Here is an 18,398-nt window from a genome sequence, read left to right on the forward strand (position 1 = left end):
GGGAAAAGATGAAAGAAGTAATAAGCATTACTAGGCTTACCACAATCGAAGAAGCTGAAATCCTAGATTTTAAATTTGCTGAACACTTTGGATGGTATCAACGCGGAGATTACTATCGTCAATGTCTAAAAGAGAATCAAACGAATAAAAGGGTAACCTTAATTGCGCATTACAATGATTCCGTAGCAGGATGTTGCCATTTACTCTATGAATCAAAATATCCTTTTTTTCGTGAGGATCACATCCCGGAAATTAACGATCTGAATATCTTTCCCGAGTATAGAAGAAAGCAGATTGCGAGCAAATTGTTTGATGAATTAGAACGTATTGCGGCTAAGGACTTTAGATTTATTGGGTTAGGGGTAGGCCTCTATAAGGATTACGGTAATGCGCAAAGAATGTATACTGCTCGCGGTTACATTTTAGACGGTAGAGGAATGATGTATAATAATGTTCCTGTCATACCAGGACAACCCGTCATGGTCGATGATGATCTATTACTTTATTTAACTAAAGATTTACAGAGCAAATTGTAAGTTATACTAATACAGTTTGGGTAACTGATAGCACACATTGTATATGCTTGTCTTTTTTAATGATTAGAGTTATTATGGATTTTCAAAGTCGTTAATGGAGGTGCTTAATGAAATATTCCCAAGCGACAGACTATGCGCTTCATGCAATGCTGTATCTGGTGACGGCAGCGTCCGATAAGCCCGTAGGTGTTCAATTGCTTGCTGAGAAGCTGGGTGTTTCACAAACCTATCTGTCCAAAATGATGACCAAGCTAGTGAAGGCTGGATTGATTCAATCTGCACCCGGCGCAAACGGTGGCTATCGTCTCAGAAGGAAGTCCGAAGAGATCTCTTTTCTGGATATTATCCATGCGATCGAAGGGACTGCATCTTTATTCGAATGTAGCCTGGATCACGGTAGCGAGTGCCTGATTCAACAGGTTGTGATTGACGCTGAAAGACAGATGGAGCAGTACTTGGAGAACAAGAAAATTGCAGATTTGGCGAAAACAATGAAGACGGAGTAATGATCCGTTCTTTTTTGGAAACAATTAAAGATAATATAAGTCCGTAATAACTTTAATATAAAGGAGAATGAAATATGACGGAATTCTGGGAATCAAGCTTTATCGAAAAACAAACGATGTGGGGATTTGAACCTGCAGACTCCGCAATCGCCACTAAAGACTTTTTCCTTGAAAAGAACATTAAGGACATATTGGTACCGGGTATTGGATATGGTAGAAATGCAAAGGTTTTTGTTGAGAGTGGAATAAAAGTTACAGGTATTGAGATTTCACAAACGGCGATTGATTTGGCGAGAGAAAATGGGCTTGATATTAGCATTTATCATGGTTCAGTGACTGACATGCCTTTTGATAACAAACGTTATGAGGGTATATTTTGCCATGGTCTTATTCATTTGTTGAATAAAAGTGAAAGAGAAAAGTTCATTAAGGATTGCTACAACCAGTTAAAGCCAGGTGGTTATATGATTTTTACAACGGTTTCGAAAAAAGCTCCTATGTTTGGAAAAGGTACTCTATTGGATAAAAATTATTACGAGACAGATTATGGTGTAAAAATATTTTTTTATGATGCTGAATCCATTACACAAGAGTTTGAAACCTATGGACTAGTTGAGTTCTCTGAAATTGACGAGCCGCACAAGGACATGATCAATAAACCTTCAATCAATTTTTTAATGGTAAAATGTAAGAAAGATCTATAGTATAAATTTGGTATATCGGAGATAATAGTTTTCAAAAGAAGGCAGGTGTTATATTGATGAGCAATATTATTGATTATTACTCTAGCTTTGATGAGTGGGGCAGGCTGGATAGAGAACCCTTAGAGTTCATTATTAATCTTCATTATATCAAGAAATATATGCCGTCAGCTGGAAAGGTGCTGGATAATGGCGCAGGACCCGGTAAATATGCGATGGAACTGGCTAAGCTCGGATATACAGTAACCCTTTCAGATATCACACCTAAATTAGTTGAAGTAGCAATGGAAAAGGCAGCTGAACTAGAATTAACTGAGCAATTTGACGGGTTTCATAACTTAAATGCTATTGATTTAGAAGGAATACCTAATGAGAATTATGATGTTTCATTGATGCTTGGTCCTTTGTATCATTTGCAGAAGGAAGAGGAACGAATTTCAGCTGTAAAAGAGTTGCATCGCGTGACCAAACAGGACGGTCTAGTATTTGTGGCTTTTCAAAGTCGAATGAGAATGACCATTAATTCCTTACAATCCCCGCAGCAGTGGAAACCGAACGACAATATGAACACCATTAATGAATTCTTTGAGAATGGAATCTTTAATCATAGTGACAAGGGCCGGTTTACAGGTGCTTATTATTTTAATATTGATGAGATTCAGCCTTTCATGGAAACGAATGGATTTGAATCTATAGATTTAATTGGATCATCAAGCATTGCAGCCATGTTAACTGCTGAACAGCAGCAGTTTTGGACCCGACAAGAGGGGAATGAGCGTTTGATAAATTTCCTCATCTCCAAAGCAAACGATCCCTCAATCTTAGGCATATCATCACATTTGTTATACATCGGTAAAAGAAAATAAAAAAGAGCGTCAGTTTCTTAACTGACGCTCTTAATTTTATAAATGACTGATTACTTTACAAATGTAGTGTGTAGCGGTTCGCTTTACTCAACCCGCGGATCGTTTCGATTTCCTCTGAAGTTAGAGGGGGAGACTTAACAGCCGTTACATTATTCTTCAATTGCTCCATGTTACTCGCTCCTGGGATAATAACTGCCACAGATGGATGATCTAATGGATAATGCAGTGCCGTTTGTGCTAGGGTTCGAGAGTCACTCTTTTGTTGCGAAAGCTGATCATGCAATTGTAGAAGCTCATCACTACTGTAATCTAAGTACTTTTTCTCTGCTTTGCTGCGGCCATTTTCGGAAAGAATGCCACCCGCCAAAGGACCTCGGGCAATTAGACTGATTCCATGCCCGGCCAGCAGAGGGAGAATTTCTTCCTCAGGCCGTCGATCTAAGATGCTGTATTGGCTCATTACACTGACTATGTTTGATCTTTTTACATATTCTCTAATGACATTAGGACGAATAGAAGAGATTCCATAATATCGAATTAGACCCTCTTGTTTAAGTTCTTCAAAGGCTTCAATGGTCTCATCCATCGGATCATCAATCGTTCCGCCATGCAGCTGATACAGATCGATATAATCTGTTTGGAGGCGTCTTAAACTGTCTTTGACTGCAGATTTGATATAGGATTTCGATGCATCCCAGCTCCAGCCTTCTTGACCTGGAATTCTGCGGTTGCCCACTTTTGTACTTAATATTACCTCTTCGCGGCGGTGACGAATCGCCTTACCAATGATCTCTTCATTACGACCCTCATCATACAGATCGGCTGTATCTAAAAAGTTAATGCCTTGATCGAGCGCTTCATGGACGATGGAAATGGCCTTTGCCTCGTCCGTACCTAAGGACATGCACCCGAGTCCTACTTCACTTACATACAAATCGGACTGACCCAAGCGATTTTTATTCATAGGTTATTCCTTTCTAATTCCGTTGATGATCATATTATAACGTTTTAATGCATTGAATTCGAATATTAATGGTTATTTCCTTTGACTTTATAACCTATAAGGATTATCGTCATAGCATATGTTATTTACTAGATGATGATGGATAGGGAGAGACTTGAACATATGGAACAAGCAATGTTTGCAGGTGGTTGTTTTTGGTGCATGGTTACACCGTTTGAGGAGTTACCAGGTATCCAAGGGATTGTATCGGGATATGCTGGAGGATTAACCGAGAACCCAACTTACGAAGAAGTCAAAACAGGAACAACAGGACATTACGAGGTGGTACAAATTACGTTTGATCCGGCGCTTTTTTCATACGAGAGGCTGCTTGAATTATATTGGCCTCAGATTGATCCCACGGATGATGGTGGACAATTTCAGGATAGAGGAACACAATACCGGACAGCCATTTTTTACTATAACGAAGAACAACGTTTAGCAGCCCTTGCCTCGAAGGAGCAGGTGGCTGTCAGTGGCAGATTCTCAGGACCCGTCGTGACGGAAATCCTTCCTGCGCCAACCTTTTATCGAGCGGAAGAGTATCATCAGGACTATCATCACAAGAACCCCAAGCATTATAAAGAGGATCGTGAGCAATCCGGACGGGATACCTTTATCGCTAAACACTGGTAATCACTTAAATAGTGTTTCTAAAGTAAAAAGAGCATCTTAAGTCGTTTGTGACTTACGGATGCTCTTTTTGCATCAATATACAAATTTTATATATTTTAAATTCTACATACTTTCTACACATTTATAGACTAAACTACTCTAAATCAAGCGAGAAAATCAAAATGGAGGGTTTAGAATGAAAAAAATCATACCCATAGTTGCTGTTACAATGCTACTAAGTGCAGTGTTAGCTGGCTGTCAATCGAGCGATAAAGCCAATTCTGGTTCAGATAAGCAAGCTGTTACTTCAACCCTGGATCAACCCTGGATAGCAACAAAAAACACTACACGTATTAACACTTCTGACCCTATAGAGGCAGCCGTTATAGTCTCTCAAACGTTATGGACGGCACAGACCAAGAACAATAGTCCTTCAAGTGTAGTATTAACGGATATGAGCAATTGGCAGATTGCCGCGGTCAGCGCGGATTTGATTCATCATCCGAACAATGGTCCTATTCTTTTTACAACGAAAGAGGGTGTCCCCGAGGCAACGTTAGCAGAGCTTAAGCGATTGAATCCTTTAGGCGCTGAAGGTAATAATGGTGTACAAGTAGTGCTCGTCGGACCCATGGCTTCCAATGTGGAACAACAATTAAAGACACTGGATCTGAAAGTAGACCGAATTGAAGGGGACGAGCCGGCAGCTGTAGCGCAAACCATTGATACTTATTATGCAAAAGCTTCCGGTGAGCTTCCAAAGTCAGTCATTGTAGGTTCTATGGATAGTCCTGAGTACACACTGCCTGCAGTGAACTGGATCGCCCATATGCCGGAGCCGCTTCTCTATGTAACAAAAGATGAAATTCCCGCCCCTACAGTTGATGCTTTGAAAGAGCGTGGTGGTTCGGCTACGATTTATATCTTAGGACCTGAAAAAGTTGTATCTACAGCAGTAGAAAAGCAATTACAGGAATTCGGCACAGTAACCCGTATAGCTGGAAAAGACATTTATGAGAATGCCATTGCTTTTGCTACTTTTAAGGATGCCAGCAACGGTTTCGGTTGGGGCATAACGACACCTGGACATAACTTGTCTTTGTTGACTACCGATTCAACGATGTTGGCGATCGCCGCTGCACCTTTTTCACATTTAGGGAAACACGCACCGCTTATTTTTACGGAAAAAGACGGGCTGCCAGATGCAGTGATGGAATATATGATGACCCTTCAACCCAAATTTCAAGATTCACCAGCAGAAGGACCCTATAACCATGCATGGATAACTGGAGACAGCAATGTAATAAAAGAAAATGCCCAAAGCGAAATTGATGATATGCTGGAAATTTCACCGGCTGCAGGAGGCAATCCGCATTCCGGTCACTAAGAGTACGACAGGCTGGCATCAATAGCGACGATGTCGGCTTGTTCTGTGTTATTTTGTATAATAAGAAGAACTAGGCCACGAAGAGGGTGAACGACTTGAATAAGCTTCAGGTATTGATCGTTGATGATGAATGGAACATGCGGAATTTAATACGGATTTATTTAACGAAAGAAGGAATGACGACTAAAGAAGCGTCAACGGGGCATGAGTCACTCGCTTTGTTGAAACAACAAAACTTTGATCTAATCCTTTTGGATGTGATGATGCCAGATATGGACGGATGGCAGGTTTGTAAAGCCGTCAGAGAGGTAAGTTCTGTCCCTATTCTAATGCTTACAGCCCGCTCGGAAACCAAGGACAAGGTACACGGCCTCGGCATAGGCGCGGATGACTATCTCACCAAACCATTTGAGCCAGAGGAATTAGTGGCAAGAATTTATTCTTTAGTAAGGCGTTCAATGCTAACATCGACCCAACAACCTTTAAAAAAGGTTCTGACCTATCCGGGGCTAGCGATTTACCCGGACGCTCGTGAGGTACATATTCTGGATACAGCTGTTGAATTCACACTCAAGGAATTTGATCTGCTAACAGCCTTGGCGCAAAATGCTCATCGTGTCTTTACGAGAGAAGAACTAGTGGAGCGTTTATGGGGCAATGATTATGAGGGGGAGAATCGTGTCATCGACACACATATTAAGAATATTCGCGAGAAACTACATAAGGCCGGACTGTCCTATAATCCTGTTCAAACGGTATGGGGCTTAGGCTATAAATTTGAGATCCCAGGTAATCATCTATGAAGAATAATATTATCGGACTGAAGCTCGGGTCGGTCATCATGTCTGTTTTTTTAGTTGTTTTGCTTATTCTTGGGATCACAATAGACCGAATGTTTACCAGCTTTTATTACAACGAGATGCAAAAAGAAACGGAGGAGCTGACCTCACACTTTATCGGGATGGCTGAATCGCCGGATAGTTCAAACGAGCAGATGATGAGTACTTTTGCAGAGTTTTCGGACGTGAGTATATTTAATATTTCAAAAGACGGTAGTGTTATTCTACATTCGGGTGTTCATGACCGCGCAGATCGTTCATTCATCCATGCTTCGGATCTTAATCGGATTTTTGCCGGAAAAAGTGTGAGTTTTGAGTATAAAGATCCTACAGGCCATAGATATTTCATCACTGGAAAACCCATTTCAGAGGATCACGCCATTCAGTCCGCTCTTTATGTTATGTCCTCTACAGAGAACATGAAGCAATCATTGGCTTCAATTCGTAACCTACTGCTGCTCGCAGGAATCGGGGCTTTTATATTGGCATTAGGGATCACAGGAATAATTAGCTTGCTATTATCAAGGCCGCTGATCAAGATGCAGAAAGCGACTCGAAAAATCGCTGCCGGTGAATTGGAAACGAGACTTTCCATACGGAGCAACGATGAAATTGGATTTTTGGCAGGAGCGATTAACGACCTTGCTGTAGATCTGCAAAGATACCGGGATACGCGTCAGGAATTTCTAGCCAATATTTCTCATGAGCTTCGAACACCCATCACATATTTGAAAGGGTATACCAAGGTCATAAAGGGTGGACTTTATGAGACTGAAGGGGAAAGAGATCTGTATTTGGATATTATTCACGAGGAAGCGAATCGGCTTGAACATCTGGTAGAAGATTTATTTGAACTGGCAAAGATGGAGGAAGGTAAAGTCACGCTTACGTTGGAGTGGCTAGATCTTAAGTATATGGCAGAACAAGCGGTACGCAGAGTCGAGCTGAAAGCCAAAGAGAAGGGAATTCAGCTGAAGATTGCTTATCATGGAGATTCGTATAGGGTTCGTGGAGATGAAAAGCGGATGGAACAGATTATGATGAATCTTCTGGAGAATGCGATCCGTTATTCGGATGAAGGTGAGATTAAGGTCCATGTGAACGAGAAGGCTGACGAGGATGCTGTTGAATTTATTGTAGAAGATACCGGAATCGGGATTCCTGAGGAAGAACTCCCCTTTGTCTTTGAGCGATTCTACAGAGTTGAGAAATCACGCTCAAGGCAATATGGGGGTACAGGACTTGGACTATCCATTGTTAAAAAGCTTGTAGAATTACACGGCGGTAAGATTCGAATTACAAGTCAGCCTGGAGTTGGAACCCGTTGCGAGGTACAGTTGCCTAGATTAGCAGAAACCGAAAAGTAAGAACCAAAAGAGACTTTGCGTATTTACGCGAAGTCTCTTTTTACATGCAATCAACTAAGCGATTCTGTTGGCTCAAGCTCTTTAAGCGCCCATTCGCAAAACTGTATAGAGCTCTCCATATCCAGCACACGCTTCTGAATGAGTAAATAACGTCCAAAAGTCGTTGCTTTTAATTCGCGAGTCTCACCTCGTTCATCACGTAAAACTTCGTTGGCTTTCAGCAAGACCTTGTAGCGCTCTAGTTCGCTTTTACAAAACTCTGCACGTTTTTGCAGAAGGTCCTTTGCCTCCTCAGGTTTGGAGAGCCATAAGCTATACAACTTGAAATGCAGCTCGTCCCGAAGAACTGGAGGCTCCGCTGGGGTTTCCACCCATTTCCGCAATTGCTCAAGTCCTGCTTCCGTAATGGAGTATTCCTTTTTATCCGGCTTATCCGATTGCTGAATGAGCTGATATGAAATGAAACCTTGCTGCTCCATGCTCATTAGAAGCGGATAGATTTGACTATGTCCGGCTCGCCATAACGGTTTGATATTTTGTGTTAGTTCATATCCAGACAACGAGTTAGCACTAAGTAAAGTCAGAAGACCATAAGACAGTGTATTCATTACTCTGAAGCCCTCCAGTTATTATTATTCCGTTAATATTGTGATTTTTGGGCATATGTCATGATTGACATATCGTCTATACGATTATAACATTGTTTAAGTTAAATTATATATGTAAAAGTAGACATATAAAAAAGATAAGGAGGGGTAGCATGGATGTTAAACAAGAAAGTAAAATTCATTTTTGGCCTATAATGATTGCCATATTCTTTGGAAATTTCGTCTCTGTCTTAAGTACAACGACCATCAACATAGCTGTTCCTCTTTTAATGAATCATTTTCATTCGAACCTGAACACTATGCAATGGATGGTTACAGGTTTTATGCTAGCAACAGGAGTGACTGCACCACTTGCCGGATATCTGGGTGGCAGATTCAGCTATAAGCGACTGTATCTGTTCGCTTTGATGGGATTCACCATGTTCTCCTTACTCTGTGCAATAGCTTGGAATCCAACCTCTCTGATTGTATTTCGAATGCTTCAAGGCTCTTGCAGCGGATTGATTATGGCTTGTACCATGACGATTATTTTCCAAGTGATTCCGTCTGAACGCAGACCTTTCGCTGTTAGCCTGTGGTCACTGTCCGCGATGGTTGCCCCAGCCATTGGTCCGACATTTAGCGGATGGTTACTTCAGTATGCAAGCTGGCACTGGTTATTCTTAATTAACATTCCCATTGGGATCATTGCTATTATTCTGACTGTAGCGTTAATTCCATACTATCGAATGAATGTTCCGAAGTCCTTTGATATTCCTGGATTTCTTACCGTCGTACTGGGGAGTTTATCTTTGCTAACTGCATTTAGCCAAGGCAACAGCTGGGGGTGGAGTTCATGGAAGACCTTATCCTTAATCCTTGTGGGTATCGTTCTTCTAGTTTACTTTGTCTTGCACGAGCTGAAGGCGGAAGTACCACTGCTGAATCTGCGCGTCTTCCGAAATCGCCGCTTTACTGCCATGCTTAGTATCTATAGCCTGGTGACGATAGCGATGTATGCTGGAACTTACTTAACACCATTGTTCTTGCAAACAGTAGAAGGAGCAACAACGCTTAAAACGGGGCTTATCTTATTGCCATCTTCGATTCTTCTGGCTTTACTTAGTCCAATCGTGGGTAAGATGTATCCAAAGTTTGGGCCTGTGAAGTTAATTTCTGCTGGTATTTTATTTATTTTCATCGGTTTATTCATGATGAGTCGGCTGCATACGAACGTTTCTTACAGCTTCATTATGTGGGCGATGGTCGTTCGGAATCTAGGCATTGGATTAGCCAACGTCCCAAGCAGCACAGCCTCTATGGAGGAAATTCCAGTCGAATGGTCAGGTCACGCCACATCAATCAACAACTGGGTTCGGAATGTCTTAAGCTCACTCGGTATTGCGGTTTTCACCTCTATTTTGTCAACAAGATCCTTGTTTCACTCTAAGGAGTTAATTAACTCAGGTGCAGGTAATACTGATTCGATAAGATTACTATCGTTCACGATGGGTGTGAATGATGTATTCGTAGTCGGTTCAATCATCGTGTTGTTTGGATTACCGCTTATGTTATTATTGCGCAAGAAACGAAGTGTGATCTCCGTTCAAAGCACAGGATAACCTTCGTGTCCTAGTAGATTAGAAAAGCAGACCAAGGGTTTAGCCTTGATCTGCTTTTTTTATATGTTAAGTTAGTGCATCATGTCGCCCATTCCACCCATGCTGCCCACAATTTCCGGATTGATCATCCCAAAGATCATCGCGATATGCGCTACAACCAAGAACCCGCTGATGAGTATGAAATGAAGCTTCATTTTCTCTTCTTCAGTCCGTTTACGAGCGATCAGACCAAGATCTAACAAAGCTAACGGTAATAAGAAGAGCACTCCACTCAAATAGAAACCTACGGCTACCACATCCACCCACGTATGCCACTCGCCATTTACTGACAAAGGGATGAATGCGGTAGGGAACAAGTAGAGAAATACCCCTGTGAAGTACAATCCGGCTAGAATGCTGCAGATTTTGTTGAAGGTTCGTAACGAGCCTTTTAGATTCTTGGTGAATAAGATAATAAACTCTGTAACGGTTATCGTCTCAGCAAAAATCACGGGGATCGCCATGAATAAAATCAAGTTCCATGGCTGATTGTCCGCTAGCAAAGACATATAATGCGTCATGTTCATAAAATACTCCTCCGTTATATAAAAATAACTTTCGTACTGATCGTATTCGAGAAGTATGTGGAAAGTATGTAGAAACGAATGTATTATAAATACATCCATTAATTACAATCGAGGGGAGCAAGACGAGCGTGGGAAGAGGACTACGAAGTATTTTATTTGATTTGGATGGGACATTAACGGACCCAAAAGTAGGCATTACAAAAAGCGTAGAATACGCATTGAACAAATTTGATATTCAGATCGAGCATTTGGATATGCTTCTTCCTTACATAGGTCCACCTCTTTACGATTCATTTATTGAACTGCATCAGTTCTCAGAGGAACAAGCGCGTCAAGCGGTTATTTTCTACCGTGAGCGTTACAGCACCGTTGGGCTATTTGAGAATATGGTGATTGATGGTATACCGCAATTGCTGGAAGGTCTTAAGATTAATGGATTTTCATTGTATGTAGCCACCTCCAAGCCTACTGTTTTTGCAGAACAAATTCTTGAACGTTACAAACTAGATCATTATTTTGAGCATATCGGTGGTAGTAATCTAGACGGAACCCGATCTAAAAAGAAAGAAGTGATACAGTACGTCCTCGATCAGAATGCTATTCATCCAGAGGAAGCTGTGATGATTGGAGACCGCGAGCATGATATCATCGGAGCTAAAGGTTGTGGAGTGGAATCGATCGGTGTGACGTTTGGTTACGGACCTAAAGAAGAACTGGAGCATGCCGGGGCAGATCATATCGCTTATCAAGTAGAAGAAATTGCGGATATCATCCAACATATATCATTAAGAGAGCGGTGTGCAAAATGAACCAACCTCGTCATTCTATCTTGGAGGGCACAACAATCAAGCTAGTTCCTATGGATGAAATTCATGTAGAAGGGCTAGCGAGAGTATTAAGAAATCCGAATATCTGGGAATTTACTTGGCGAAAAATAACGTCGGACGAGCAGGTGCAGGATTTAATTACAACCGCATTCGCGAATCAAACCAATGGATCGCAATTCCCCTTCGTAATTATTGAACAAGCTTCTGGACAAATCGTCGGCACTACTCGAATCATGCATCCGGATATGGTTCATCGTAATGCTGAAATCGGATGTACGTGGATCTCGCCGGAATATTGGAGAACTAGTGTGAATACTGAGGCTAAATCATTACTGCTTCACTATTGCTTTGAAGAGCTTAAGCTGGTTCGTGTAGAGTTTACAGTGGTGGCGAGTAACTTGAGGTCACAAAGAGCAGTGGAACGATTAGGGGCTGTAAGAGAAGGAGTTCTGCGCCAGCATAGAATCAGATCTGACGGTTCGATTCATGATAATGTGGTCTTTAGTATTTTGGATAAAGAATGGCCATCGGTAAAAGAGAATCTACACTATTTATTAAATGAGAAGTACTCATAATTCTATAAAAGAGCAAAGAGTCCCTCTCTTATCGAGAAGGACTCTTCTTCTATAGATCAGCCACAGGGCTGCTTATGGTTATTGTTTAGGACTTACAAGGATTTTCACTTGATTTTTTTCTTTCAGTAACGCTTCGAACCCGTGTTCAATCACTTCGTTCAACTTGATTCTCTTAGTAACCAGTTTGTCCGCAGGGAAGTAACCTTGTTCCATCAGGCTAATTACTGCTGGGAATACATCACGGTATCCGATGATACCAGTTAAATTACGTTCTTTAAGTACGATGTTGTTTGGAGTAATCGTAGCATCTTTTTCAAAAATACTGACGATCATGATTTGACCACTCAATTTAGTGGAATTAATTGCCTGTGTTAGGACGGGAGGGACACCTGTGACTTCAAAAGCAACATCCACGCCACCATCGGTACGTTTTTGAATTTCTTCAACCACATCATATTGCTTAGGATCGATTACTATACCGCCTAGTTCTTCAGCTTTACTCTTACGTTCTTCGGAAAGTTCTACGACATAAATTTCAGCAGCACCGGAAGCTTTCAACGCTTCAATCACAAGCAAACCGATTGGACCCGCGCCGAAGACTACAGCTTTGTCCCCAACCTTTAATTGACTGGAACGAACAGCATGGAGAGCAACTGCAGAGGGTTCTACTAAAGCGCCTTGCTCATAGGACAAGCTATCAGGGATTTTGTGTACCATATGTTGGTCTGCTGCGACGTATTCTGAGAATCCACCGCCACCACCAGCCAAACCTAGGAAGCCCATTTTTTCGCAAAGATTGTATTTACCTTGTCGACAAGCTGCACATTCACCACATGCAAAGACAGGCTCGACAACGACTCGATCACCAACATTAAACTTGCTAACGCCTTGACCTACTTCCACGATTTGTCCAGAGAATTCATGTCCCATTACGACTGGAGCTTTTTCACCAGTAAGGGGATGATCTGTACCTTGGGGAATGAAAATAGGGCCGGCTACATATTCGTGAAGATCGCTGCCACAAATCCCGCACCATTCAATTTTGATTTTCACTTTTCCTTCAAGGGCTGCTGGTTCTTCAATCGTTTCTAACCGTAGATCTTTGACGTTATGCCATCTTAATGCTTGCATATCATTCATCTCCTAGATTAATTAATTGATAATAAATAGTGTTTTTCTCCTGTGAAAGAGGAAACGTTTCCGAGAACAAATATGTCACATAATTTTCATATTGTCAAATTTAAATAATAAAATATTAATATCGAAAATTAGTGAAAAATTTCACCTAAACGTAGTGTTTGTAGGCGAAAATGGATTACTTGTACATGCTATAAGTGCTTTTATTAGCACATTTATGTTATAATAAACACATTGGAAAAGCGGCTTGGATGAGCCGGATTGATATAATAATAGCTATGATAACGGAAACGATTCCGAAAATGAGGGGACTATCAACTTGGCTAATAAAAACAAAGTAACCATAGAGGATGTAGCGAAACGAGCGGGAGTAGGTATTGCTACAGTTTCAAGGGCGATCAATAATTCAGAGGGAATCAGTTCCAAGACTAAAGCATTAGTGCTGCAAGTGATTGAGGAAATGGGTTTTACACCTAATACTTCTGCACAAAGTCTGAAAATTCGCCAAACGAAGCAAATTGCTCTGGCTGTGCCTGATATTCGAAATGCTATTATTCCAGATATTGCTTGGTCCGTGGAGCAAGCCGCTAAACAGGACGGTTATCGCGTGATTCAGATTAATACTTCCGGAAATCCGCGGACAGAGCTTGAAACAATCCGTGAAATCAAGAAATTACATGTCGATGGCCTCATTATCATGCCCCTTGCTTATCCCAAAACTATGGTAGAGCTAATCAATAAATCGAGCGTTCCAGTCTCCATTATTAACTACGGGAAGCGGATCACAGAAAACGTAAAAGCCGATATCGTCAGCCTGTCACGTTTTGAAGGTCAGCTTATAATGGAGCATCTAATCAGTATTGGTCGAACTAGAATCGCATACGCAGGTGCGCAGAAAGATCTCATTGAGGATCGTTATCTCGCTTATCAACAAGCTTTAAATCAAGTGGATATTTCTTTGGTTTATTTTGGAGAAGATTTCTCCCTGCGAACTGGGGTACAAGCCGCAGATTATTTTTATAGCCTGACCCATATGCCAGATGCTATTTATGCAGTCAATGACATGGTCGCCATAGGAATCGTAAACCGGTTTAAAGAATTAGGGGTTCATGTTCCTGAAGATGTGGCAGTGGTAGGAGTAGACAATAACTCATGGACAACTATTACAACTCCACAGATTAGTTCAGTCTCGATCATGGGAAATGAAGTAGCTCGATTAGCTACTCAGCTTCTTTTGCAACGGATCCAAGATAATGTTACGGGTGACTACCAAAGGGTGCAGCTTGATCCGCGTTTAATCGTGCGAGAGTCCAGCGTTTCGGTTAGACGGAATACAACAAGTTGATAATATACTCTAAATCCTGTTAGACTTAATGCTAAGTAAGCTGATGGGTTAATAAGAAATGAGGAGAATATTATGGCTAATATATATAAAAGCGTAACTGATTTGATTGGCAACACACCGTTATTGGAAATCTCGAAATATAGTAAATCTCAAAACGTTGAAGCAAAAATCCTTGCCAAGCTAGAGTCTTTTAATCCTGGAGGTAGCGTCAAGGATCGTATAGGTTATGCAATGATCAAGGATGCTGAGGATAAGGGCTTAATTCATAAAGATTCTGTAATTATAGAGCCAACAAGTGGCAATACCGGCATTGGCCTTGCAATGGCTGCAACCAGCCTTGGGTACCCGTTGATTATCGTTCTTCCGGATACATTCAGTATTGAACGCCGTAAGGTGATGGCTGCGCTTGGTGCTAAGCTTGTATTAACACCTGGAGCTGAAGGGATGAGCGGTGCTTTGAGAAAGGCGGAGGAATTGGCAGCGGAAATTCCACATGCATTCATTCCACAACAGTTCAGCAACCCAGCTAACCCGGAAATTCACAGAACGACTACAGCGGAAGAAATTTGGCGAGATACTGATGGAAATGTAGATATTTTTATCGCAGGTGTTGGTTCTGGAGGCACAATTTCAGGGGTTGGGGAAGCTTTGAAGGCTAAGAACCCTTCGGTACAGATCGTCGCTATTGAACCGTTTGATTCACCAGTATTATCTGGTGGACGGCCTAGTGCGCATGGGATTCAGGGGATTGGGGCTAACTTCATTCCGGAGATTTACAATAAAGAGGTTGTTGATGAGATTTTTCAGGTGAAGAATAAAGACGCATTTAACGTAGCGCGTGAAATTGCCAAGACCGAGGGGTTACTGGTAGGGATCTCGTCTGGCGCCGCGGTATATACAGCTACACAAATTGCTAAACGTCCAGAAAATAAAGGGAAGACGATTGTGGTGATTTTGCCGGATACTGGTGAACGATATTTAACGACTACTCTGTTTGATTTTAACGAATAGATTGAACCAACTTATGACTTGAATGTAAGCCATCGGATGGGTGCAGATCCGGAGTATTTCAATTTCTAGCACTGAGGTTAATACCAACAAGGAGGCTCAGCAGAATGCTGAGTCTTTTTGTGCATTTTGTAATTAAAGAGTGATAAACTCAGCCCCTTATTTTACCAACGGCTATGGTACAATATAGCATAAATCGTAGTAGTTCTAAAAAAGGAGTATGAAACGTGTGAATGTGTTCAAAAAAGTTAGAAATAATTATGTGATTTGGCATGCAAATCGTATTCAGTTACTGGATCTTCCTTCAAGTCCTGTCGTTAGAAAGCAAGTGGTTTTCTCAGGTAGAGTTCAAAATGTAGGATTCCGCTTGGAAATATATACGATTGCTGAAAGAATGAGATTAACGGGTAGGGTACAAAATTTAAACGACGGAAGTGTAGAGGTAGAAGTGCAAGGAGAAGAGCAACAAATCTCTTTTTTAGTTCATTGCATGCAATCATTGAAACGGGCATCTGTAAAGAAAGTAACTATGAGTGATCTGCCTCTTAATGAGAGTGAGAAAGATTTTACGATAGTGAAATAAGTACATATGGATTAGTGGAATTAAGAAGTAGATTATATTGCGCTAGATTAGGAAGATAGAGGAGAAAAACATGAATAGATTAATTGGGACTAAAGTCTCTCAGTTCATTCTTCTTATCATTTTAACTATAGCTTGTTTTATATATGGTGTTGATATTATTGATCAATTCGATGGAAAGGTATTCAGCCACGCGGCTGTACCCTTTGGGTCCTCTTTGAGTTTTCTTTGTTTGTTGATTAGTGTTGGAATAATGCTTGGATTTTTAATTGAAGGGACATCCGTGTTCAGTACAATCATTTTAATGTGGCCTTTAATACATATTGGTATCGTAATCTTCTCTTTTTTTGCTGGGCATTTGCTTTGGGAATTACTCTTTGTAATAGCTCTTTATTCGTTTATAGATTTACCAATCAACTTAATAGGTGAAGGGATATCATTAGGATTTCAGATAAATCGATTAGTTTTTCGTAGAGATCAAAATAAATTATCAGAATTTTTGATAGCGATACTCATTAACTTGGTGATTATCATTATTATTATAATTGCTATATCTAAACATCAGCATGTTGATCTTATTATGTAAGATTTTTCAGTTATAGGCGGCTGTATCTTAATTAACTGTAAAATTTACAGATTAGAAATAAATGGAACTATTGCTTAAGCCATCCGTAACCGATAAATAAAAGAGATTATGATAGCGCAGGAGGTACATATGAACTACAGAATGTTTAGAAAAATGCTTCTTACCACACTTGCCACACTGATGTTAAGCGTTTTGCTTCTTCCGGTTTTAACTTCAGCCAAGACTGCTGTACCAAAGCATACGGGGTCATTTTATGTAAATGATTTTGCGAATGTGATCGACGAGAAAGCTGAGAATTACATGGTGAACTATGGGATTCGATTACATCAGGATACGGGTGCTCAAGTCGTAGTGGTGACAGTTGATTCTACAAATGGAGTTTCGATGGAAGAGTATGCCACTTCGCTATTCAATAGCTGGGGCGTAGGTTCCGCCGACAAGAATAACGGGCTTCTATTGCTGTTATCTATAAAAGATGATGATTACTGGGCGGTACAAGGAAAGGGTATTGAGGATACGTTGCCTAACAGTAAGATTAAAGAAATTCTTTCTCAATACCTTGAACCTGATTTTGCAGCTAAAACATATAGTAATGGCGCACGCAAGACGTATGGCGCTTTTATTCAGGCCATGGGTGGGACTTGGGTGGAAACTGTCGGCACGAAAAACTATGTATCCGATAATGCCGGTGTACTCAAAAAAGTGACAAAGGATTATCTGAACGAATCTAGCAATAGATATAAAACCACAACTGGCAGTGGCATTTATGTGGTTACTGTAAAGAATGCAGGAGATAAGACACTTCAGGATTATACCTACATGAAGTTTGCCTCCGTTGCAGCAGGCCCTAAGGATGTTATGCTCGTACTAGATATTGATGGAGACAACTATCATGTTCTTCAAGGGAAGGACATCGATAAGATTCTAACTAACGATGCGATTAGTAATATTTTGGATACCGTACTTGAGCCTCAATTTGTGAAAAAAGATTACGGGACAGGTGCTACGGCAACTGTCAATGCTTTGTACAGTTTTTTGCTAGCAAGAGCGGATCAGGTCGTTGGAACAACAGGGACGGCAGGAAATAATGGGGGCACAACTGGTTCAACTTCGCCCTCAACAACCACTTCAGCAAAGGAGGCTAGTGTTAGTGTAGGCAAAGGTCTCCTAATATACTTATTGATATTTGCTCCGCTCATATTGTTCGGATATGGTCTTTCACGACGCAATAAATATATTGAAATGTACGGTTTGCCATTTAATCCTTATAGCCCAAGAAATATTCGGCGGTATGGGAATTGGTACGGTCAAGCGGATTACGGTTATGGTAGACGTTGGCACAGACGTTATAATAATCACTATAATAATCACCATCATCATCATAGAAACACACCATCAAATAACTCACAGTCAAGCTTCTGGGGAAACAGCGGTGGAGGCGGCTCTACTAGAGGTGGAGGAGCAGGACGAAATTCCTCAAGTAACGAGAATCGTGGGGGCGGAGGTTCGAGTAGTGGCGGAGGTGCAGGTAGACATTCTTCTAGCTCTTCCAGCTCTTCCAGCAGCAGCTACTCTAACAATGATAGTGGCTCTTCCGGTGGAGGAGGTTATTCCGGCGGTGGTGGATCATCAGGTGGTGGAGGTAGCGCCAGCAGTGGTGGTGGAGCGGGTAGACACTAAATAAATCATGCAATTAATAAGAGGTGCAAAGGAGCTGTCTCACAAGTAGAAATTCTACTACTGAG

Annotated in this window: 20 protein-coding genes; 16 read left to right on the forward strand and 4 right to left on the reverse strand. The window is 41.2% G+C overall.

All coding sequences use genetic code 11. The annotated features are described in order from the left end of the window. Positions 1–8 precede the first annotated feature (8 nt). The 4 genes from ACDZ28_RS23110 (at position 9) to ACDZ28_RS23125 (ending at position 2,609) form a co-directional block, all read left to right on the forward strand. Positions 9–536, forward strand: coding sequence for an N-acetyltransferase (locus ACDZ28_RS23110; RefSeq protein ID WP_042127468.1), 528 nt, complete (start codon positions 9–11; stop codon positions 534–536). Positions 537–643: 107 nt separating this feature from the next. Beyond that, positions 644–1,042, forward strand: a complete 399-nt coding sequence (locus ACDZ28_RS23115; RefSeq protein WP_042127470.1) for an Rrf2 family transcriptional regulator — start codon at positions 644–646, stop codon at positions 1,040–1,042. A gap of 74 nt (positions 1,043–1,116) precedes the next feature. Beyond that, complete coding sequence (locus ACDZ28_RS23120; protein WP_375102844.1) at positions 1,117–1,746, forward strand: class I SAM-dependent methyltransferase; 630 nt, start codon at positions 1,117–1,119, stop codon at positions 1,744–1,746. 56 nt (positions 1,747–1,802) lie between these two features. Further along, positions 1,803–2,609 carry a class I SAM-dependent methyltransferase gene (locus ACDZ28_RS23125; RefSeq protein ID WP_375102845.1) on the forward strand — a complete coding sequence of 269 codons (807 nt, stop codon included), beginning with the start codon at positions 1,803–1,805 and terminating at the stop codon, positions 2,607–2,609. Between the two features lie 55 nt (positions 2,610–2,664). On the opposite strand, the gene ACDZ28_RS23130 is transcribed toward ACDZ28_RS23125, so the two are convergent. Further along, the gene (locus tag ACDZ28_RS23130; protein ID WP_042127476.1) at positions 2,665–3,573 is read right to left on the reverse strand and encodes an aldo/keto reductase; all 909 of its coding nucleotides are present in this window, start codon (positions 3,571–3,573) and stop codon (positions 2,665–2,667) included. A gap of 162 nt (positions 3,574–3,735) precedes the next feature. Here ACDZ28_RS23130 and msrA point away from each other — a divergent pair, with 162 nt between their 5' ends. From msrA to ACDZ28_RS23150, 4 genes are all read left to right on the forward strand, one after another. Then, on the forward strand, positions 3,736–4,248 hold the full coding sequence (gene msrA / locus ACDZ28_RS23135; RefSeq protein WP_042127479.1) for a peptide-methionine (S)-S-oxide reductase MsrA: 513 nt from the start codon (positions 3,736–3,738) through the stop codon (positions 4,246–4,248). Positions 4,249–4,423: 175 nt separating this feature from the next. Continuing rightward, a complete protein-coding gene (locus tag ACDZ28_RS23140; RefSeq protein ID WP_042127481.1) occupies positions 4,424–5,614 on the forward strand; it encodes an ArsR family transcriptional regulator in 1,191 nt (396 codons plus the stop codon). A 95-nt stretch (positions 5,615–5,709) separates the two neighbouring features. Further along, positions 5,710–6,417, forward strand: a complete 708-nt coding sequence (locus ACDZ28_RS23145) for a response regulator transcription factor (RefSeq protein WP_375102846.1) — start codon at positions 5,710–5,712, stop codon at positions 6,415–6,417. Beyond that, positions 6,414–7,820 (forward strand): cell wall metabolism sensor histidine kinase WalK, encoded by a 1,407-nt coding sequence (locus ACDZ28_RS23150; RefSeq protein ID WP_076118461.1) that lies wholly within the window; start codon positions 6,414–6,416, stop codon positions 7,818–7,820. The genes ACDZ28_RS23145 and ACDZ28_RS23150 overlap by 4 nt, the downstream gene beginning before the upstream one ends. Positions 7,821–7,870: 50 nt before the next feature. On the opposite strand, the gene ACDZ28_RS23155 is transcribed toward ACDZ28_RS23150, so the two are convergent. Beyond that, on the reverse strand, positions 7,871–8,428 hold the full coding sequence (locus ACDZ28_RS23155; RefSeq protein ID WP_042127485.1) for a PadR family transcriptional regulator: 558 nt from the start codon (positions 8,426–8,428) through the stop codon (positions 7,871–7,873). Positions 8,429–8,580: 152 nt separating this feature from the next. Between ACDZ28_RS23155 and ACDZ28_RS23160 the strand changes: the two genes are divergently transcribed. Beyond that, the gene (locus tag ACDZ28_RS23160; protein WP_375102847.1) at positions 8,581–10,029 is read left to right on the forward strand and encodes an MDR family MFS transporter; all 1,449 of its coding nucleotides are present in this window, start codon (positions 8,581–8,583) and stop codon (positions 10,027–10,029) included. Positions 10,030–10,100: 71 nt separating this feature from the next. On the opposite strand, the gene ACDZ28_RS23165 is transcribed toward ACDZ28_RS23160, so the two are convergent. Then, positions 10,101–10,595: a DUF6803 family protein gene (locus ACDZ28_RS23165; protein WP_042127487.1), complete on the reverse strand. Its 495-nt coding sequence runs from the start codon at positions 10,593–10,595 to the stop codon at positions 10,101–10,103. A 128-nt stretch (positions 10,596–10,723) separates the two neighbouring features. Between ACDZ28_RS23165 and ACDZ28_RS23170 the strand changes: the two genes are divergently transcribed. Together ACDZ28_RS23170 and ACDZ28_RS23175 are read left to right on the forward strand one after the other, a co-directional pair. Then, positions 10,724–11,404, forward strand: a complete 681-nt coding sequence (locus tag ACDZ28_RS23170) for an HAD family hydrolase (RefSeq protein ID WP_042127488.1) — start codon at positions 10,724–10,726, stop codon at positions 11,402–11,404. Next, positions 11,401–11,997 (forward strand): GNAT family N-acetyltransferase, encoded by a 597-nt coding sequence (locus tag ACDZ28_RS23175; RefSeq protein WP_375102848.1) that lies wholly within the window; start codon positions 11,401–11,403, stop codon positions 11,995–11,997. Before ACDZ28_RS23170 ends, ACDZ28_RS23175 begins: the two co-directional genes overlap by 4 nt. 78 nt (positions 11,998–12,075) lie before the next feature. On the opposite strand, the gene ACDZ28_RS23180 is transcribed toward ACDZ28_RS23175, so the two are convergent. Then, complete coding sequence (locus tag ACDZ28_RS23180; protein ID WP_042127492.1) at positions 12,076–13,128, reverse strand: 2,3-butanediol dehydrogenase; 1,053 nt, start codon at positions 13,126–13,128, stop codon at positions 12,076–12,078. A gap of 325 nt (positions 13,129–13,453) precedes the next feature. On the opposite strand from ACDZ28_RS23180, the gene ACDZ28_RS23185 reads away from it, so the two are divergent. The 5 genes from ACDZ28_RS23185 to ACDZ28_RS23205 all read left to right on the forward strand — a co-directional run bounded on the left by ACDZ28_RS23185 (position 13,454) and on the right by ACDZ28_RS23205 (position 18,333). Continuing rightward, positions 13,454–14,479 carry a LacI family DNA-binding transcriptional regulator gene (locus ACDZ28_RS23185; protein ID WP_375102849.1) on the forward strand — a complete coding sequence of 342 codons (1,026 nt, stop codon included), beginning with the start codon at positions 13,454–13,456 and terminating at the stop codon, positions 14,477–14,479. A gap of 72 nt (positions 14,480–14,551) precedes the next feature. Next, positions 14,552–15,490 (forward strand): cysteine synthase A, encoded by a 939-nt coding sequence (gene cysK / locus ACDZ28_RS23190; protein WP_339290995.1) that lies wholly within the window; start codon positions 14,552–14,554, stop codon positions 15,488–15,490. Between the two features lie 217 nt (positions 15,491–15,707). Next, positions 15,708–16,070, forward strand: a complete 363-nt coding sequence (locus ACDZ28_RS23195) for an acylphosphatase (RefSeq protein ID WP_339290997.1) — start codon at positions 15,708–15,710, stop codon at positions 16,068–16,070. A 70-nt stretch (positions 16,071–16,140) separates the two neighbouring features. Then, positions 16,141–16,653, forward strand: a complete 513-nt coding sequence (locus tag ACDZ28_RS23200; protein ID WP_375102850.1) for a hypothetical protein — start codon at positions 16,141–16,143, stop codon at positions 16,651–16,653. A gap of 129 nt (positions 16,654–16,782) precedes the next feature. Then, the gene (locus ACDZ28_RS23205) at positions 16,783–18,333 is read left to right on the forward strand and encodes a TPM domain-containing protein (protein WP_375102851.1); all 1,551 of its coding nucleotides are present in this window, start codon (positions 16,783–16,785) and stop codon (positions 18,331–18,333) included. Positions 18,334–18,398 lie beyond the last annotated feature (65 nt).

This window comes from Paenibacillus sp. RS8 (assembly GCF_041956825.1).
In the GTDB taxonomy this organism is placed as follows: Bacteria; Bacillota; Bacilli; order Paenibacillales; family Paenibacillaceae; genus Paenibacillus_AQ.

Coding starts and splice junctions, on each gene's coding strand:
- ACDZ28_RS23110 (WP_042127468.1), top strand. CDS start 9: ATGAAAGAAGTAATAAGCATTACTAGGCTTACCACAATCGAAGAAGCT.
- ACDZ28_RS23115 (WP_042127470.1), top strand. CDS start 644: ATGAAATATTCCCAAGCGACAGACTATGCGCTTCATGCAATGCTGTAT.
- ACDZ28_RS23120 (WP_375102844.1), top strand. CDS start 1,117: ATGACGGAATTCTGGGAATCAAGCTTTATCGAAAAACAAACGATGTGG.
- ACDZ28_RS23125 (WP_375102845.1), top strand. CDS start 1,803: ATGAGCAATATTATTGATTATTACTCTAGCTTTGATGAGTGGGGCAGG.
- ACDZ28_RS23130 (WP_042127476.1), bottom strand. CDS start 3,573: ATGAATAAAAATCGCTTGGGTCAGTCCGATTTGTATGTAAGTGAAGTA.
- msrA (WP_042127479.1), top strand. CDS start 3,736: ATGGAACAAGCAATGTTTGCAGGTGGTTGTTTTTGGTGCATGGTTACA.
- ACDZ28_RS23140 (WP_042127481.1), top strand. CDS start 4,424: ATGAAAAAAATCATACCCATAGTTGCTGTTACAATGCTACTAAGTGCA.
- ACDZ28_RS23150 (WP_076118461.1), top strand. CDS start 6,414: ATGAAGAATAATATTATCGGACTGAAGCTCGGGTCGGTCATCATGTCT.
- ACDZ28_RS23155 (WP_042127485.1), bottom strand. CDS start 8,428: ATGAATACACTGTCTTATGGTCTTCTGACTTTACTTAGTGCTAACTCG.
- ACDZ28_RS23160 (WP_375102847.1), top strand. CDS start 8,581: ATGGATGTTAAACAAGAAAGTAAAATTCATTTTTGGCCTATAATGATT.
- ACDZ28_RS23165 (WP_042127487.1), bottom strand. CDS start 10,595: ATGAACATGACGCATTATATGTCTTTGCTAGCGGACAATCAGCCATGG.
- ACDZ28_RS23175 (WP_375102848.1), top strand. CDS start 11,401: ATGAACCAACCTCGTCATTCTATCTTGGAGGGCACAACAATCAAGCTA.
- ACDZ28_RS23180 (WP_042127492.1), bottom strand. CDS start 13,128: ATGCAAGCATTAAGATGGCATAACGTCAAAGATCTACGGTTAGAAACG.
- cysK (WP_339290995.1), top strand. CDS start 14,552: ATGGCTAATATATATAAAAGCGTAACTGATTTGATTGGCAACACACCG.
- ACDZ28_RS23195 (WP_339290997.1), top strand. CDS start 15,708: ATGAAACGTGTGAATGTGTTCAAAAAAGTTAGAAATAATTATGTGATT.
- ACDZ28_RS23200 (WP_375102850.1), top strand. CDS start 16,141: ATGAATAGATTAATTGGGACTAAAGTCTCTCAGTTCATTCTTCTTATC.
- ACDZ28_RS23205 (WP_375102851.1), top strand. CDS start 16,783: ATGAACTACAGAATGTTTAGAAAAATGCTTCTTACCACACTTGCCACA.